General features: G+C 74.0%; 1 protein-coding gene. It reads left to right on the top strand.

Annotated features, from left to right (window positions below):
- On the top strand, positions 1–3,942 hold a 3,942-nt coding region (locus tag V1L54_RS29155; protein WP_330121167.1), incomplete at both ends, for an SDR family NAD(P)-dependent oxidoreductase.

The following is a 3,942-nucleotide window of genomic DNA, read 5'->3' on the forward strand; positions in this document are numbered from 1 at the left end:
CGTTGACCTACCACGCCCCGCAGATCCCCGTTCTCACCACCGCTCCCGGTGACCTGGCCACTCCCGCCTACTGGGTGGGACAGGTGCGGGAGCCGGTCCGCTTCGCCGACGCGGTGCGCCAGGCTCACGAGGCGGGCGCCACCCGCTTCCTGGAACTCGGCCCGGACGGTGTGCTCTCCGCCCTCGTCCCGCACCTCATCGAGGACGTGACCGCCGTCCCCGCCCTGCGCTCCGGCCACGACGAGCACGCCACACTGCTGCGCGGCATTGCCGAGATGTACGTACACGGCACCGACGTCGCCTGGGACCGGTACTTCGCGCCGCTCGGGGGCCATGCCATCGAGTTGCCGACGTATGCCTTCCAGCACCAGCGCTACTGGCCCGACACCGTCGCCGACGACGGCATCACGGCCCCCCGCGAACGGGCCGAGGCCGGATTCTGGACGGCCGTCGCCGGGCGCGAGGTCGACCGGCTCGCCGACACCCTGGGGCTGCCCGACGACGAAACACGACGCGGGCTGGCCGACCTGATGCCGCACCTCGCGTCCTGGCACGACCGCCGACGCACCGAGGCGGCCGTCGGATCCTGGTACTACCGGGCGGTCTGGCGGCCCGTCGCTCCGGCGCCCGCCGTGCTCGACGGCGTCTGGCTCGTCGTCGGCCCGGACAGCCCGGATAGCGCAGACAACCCGGACAGCCTGGACGCCCAGGTCGCCGACGCGCTGCGGCGAAGCGGCGCCACCGTCCTCGCACTGCCGGACCCCGGCGCCGACCGGACCGCCCTCGCCGACCAGTTGCGTTCCTGCGGCGAACTCGCGGGCGTCGTCTCGCTGCTGGGGACCGACACCGGCGTGCTGCGCACGGGGGCGGCCCTCGGCCGGGGGCTCGCCGCCACGCTCTCACTCACCCAGGCCTGCGCCGACGCCGACGTCCCGCTGTGGGCCCTCACCCGGGGCGCGGTTTCGACCGGCCGCGCCGACGGCCCGCCCGACCCCGCCCAAGCCCAGATCTGGGGCTTCGGCCGGGGCGCCGCCCTCGAACTCCCGCACGTCTGGGGCGGGTTGATCGACCTGCCCCAGATCCTGGATGCCCGCTCCGGGAACCGGCTCTGCGCCGTACTCGCCGCCGGGGATGCACGCGCGGGCGACGAGGAGGACCAAGTGGCGATCCGGGCCGAAGGCGTCTTCGCCCGCCGCCTCGTCGCTGCCGTACCGATTCCCCTGGCCACAGCCCCCGCGCCCCGCAGCAGCGGCACCGTGCTGGTCACCGGCGGCACCGGCGCGCTCGGTGCCCAGGTGGCCCGCCTGCTCGCCGCGCGCGGCCACACCCGGCTGCTGCTCGTCAGCAGGCGCGGACCCGAGGCGCCCGGCGTCGCGGAGCTGGCTGCCGAACTGGCGGCAATGGGCACCACGGCGACGGCCGTGGCCTGCGACGTCGCCGACCACGACGCGCTCGCCGCCCTGCTCGCCGAGATACCGGAGCAGCACCGGCTCACCGCCGTCGTCCACGCAGCCGGCGTGCTGGACGACGGGGTACTCGACGGCCTGACTCCCGATCGTTTCGAACAGGTGCTCCGGGCCAAGACCCTGGCCGCCGAGAACCTCGACGCCCTCACGCGCGACCTCCCGCTCGACGCCTTCGTCCTCTTCTCGTCCTTCACCGGCGCCGTCGGCACGGCGGGCCAGGCCAACTACGCCGCCGCCAACGCCCACCTCGACGCACTCGCCGAGCGCCGCCGCGCCCAGGGACTGCCCGCCACGTCGATCGGCTGGGGGCCGTGGGCCGAGACCGGCATGGCCGAGGACGAGGCCCTCACTCAGCGGCTGCGCCGTTCCGGACTGACCCCCCTGCCACCAGACCTCGCCGTCACCGTCCTCAGCCGGATGCTCGGCGGCGCGGTCGCGGACGGCGACGGGACGGCCGGCGCTGCCGTCGTTGTCGCGGACGTCGACTGGACACGGTTCGCAGCCGGCTTCACCGCGGCACGACCGAGTCCGCTGCTCCGCGAAATCGTCCCCACCGACACACCGGACGGTGCCGACGACTCCGGCGGTGTCACCGACCTCGCGGCGCGCCTCGCCGCCGCAGGTGAGGGCGAGCGACGCCGGATCTCCGAGGAACTGGTGCGCACCCTGGCGGCCTTCGTGCTGGGCCACGGTACGGCGGCCACCATCGCGCCCGACAAGGCGTTCCGCGACCTCGGCTTCGACTCACTCACCGCCATCGAGTTGCGCAACGCTCTGCGGACCGCCACCGGGCTCCCGCTCCCGGCAGGCCTGATTTTCGACCACCCCACACCGGCCGCCCTCGCCACCCGGCTGCGCGCCGAACTGACCGGAGGCGCTGACACCGCCGCCTCTGCCACCGTGACCCCTGCTCTCCCTGCCTCTCCCGCGTCCGAGGACCCTGTCGCCATCGTCGCGATGGGCTGCCGGTTCCCCGGTGCGGCCACCCCGGAGGAATTCTGGGAGCTGCTGTCCCAAGGCCTCGACCTGGTGGGCGACTTCCCCGCCGACCGGGGCTGGGACCTGCGTGACGCCCCCGACTTCGCACGTCGCGGCGCCTTCCTGCCCGACGCGGCCGGCTTCGACGCGGATCTGTTCGGCGTCTCCCCACGCGAGGCGCAGGCCATGGACCCGCAACAGCGGCTGATGCTGGAGACCTCCTGGGAGACATTCGAGCGGGCCGGCCTGGACCCCGCCTCCCTCAAGGGCAACCGTGTCGGCGTCTTCGTGGGCACGAACGGCCAGGACTACGCCGGGCTGTTCCCCGCCACTGGATCGGGGCTGGAGGGCCACGTGGCCACCGGCAGCGCGGCCAGTGTGCTGTCCGGCCGGATCTCCTACACGTACGGGCTGGAGGGCCCGGCCGTCACGGTGGACACCGCCTGCTCGTCGTCACTGGTCGCCCTGCACCTGGCGGCGCAGTCACTGCGGTCGGGGGAGTGCTCGATGGCGCTCGCGGGCGGCGTCACGGTCATGGCCGCACCCACCGCGTTCCTCGAGTTCGCCCACCAGCGCGGCCTGGCGGCCGATGGGCGCTGCAAGGCCTTTGCGGCCTCGGCCGACGGCACCGGCTGGGGTGAGGGCGCCGGGCTGGTGCTGCTGGAGCGGCTCTCGGACGCCCGGGCCCACGGCCGTCGCGTGCTCGGGGTGCTGCGGGGCAGTGCGGTCAACCAGGACGGTGCGTCCAACGGCCTGACCGCGCCGAACGGCCCCGCGCAGCAGCGGGTGATCCGCGCCGCGCTGACCTCGGCCGGACTGTGGCCGTCGGAGGTCGACGCGGTGGAGGCACACGGCACGGGTACGAAGCTCGGTGACCCGATCGAGGCGGAGGCGCTGCTCGCGACGTACGGCAAGGACCGCTCGGAACCCCTCTACCTGGGGTCGGTGAAGTCCAACATCGGGCACACGCAGGCGGCGGCGGGCGTCGCCGGCGTCATCAAGATGCTGCTGGCGATGCACCACGGTGAGCTGCCCCGCACCCTGCACGCAGCAGAACCGTCACCGTCCGTCGACTGGGACACGGGCAGCCTGAGTCTCCTCACCGAGACCACTCCGTGGACGCCACGGGCCGACCGGCCGCGCCGGGCGGCCGTCTCCTCGTTCGGAATCAGCGGCACGAACGCCCATGTCGTCCTGGAACAGGCTGATGTCGCCCTACCCTCGGCGCCTGCCCAGCACTCCGTACTGCCATGGGCCTTCTCAGCCCACTCCGGCGCGGCGCTGCACGCGCGGGCGAAGGGGCTCATGACACTCTGCGACGACCCCGGCGTCTCCGCCGTTGCGGCGGGCCGGGCACTCGCCACGACGAGCCTCGGACTGGCACACCGCGCCGTCGTGCTCGCCGAGGACGCCACGGGATACTCCGACGGCCTGGCGGCGCTGACGACGGACGAGCCGTCCGCCAGGGCCATCCGAGGAACAGCCCGTGAGGGATCCA

Source organism: Streptomyces rubellus (assembly GCF_036323805.1).
In the GTDB taxonomy this organism is placed as follows: Bacteria; Actinomycetota; Actinomycetes; order Streptomycetales; family Streptomycetaceae; genus Streptomyces.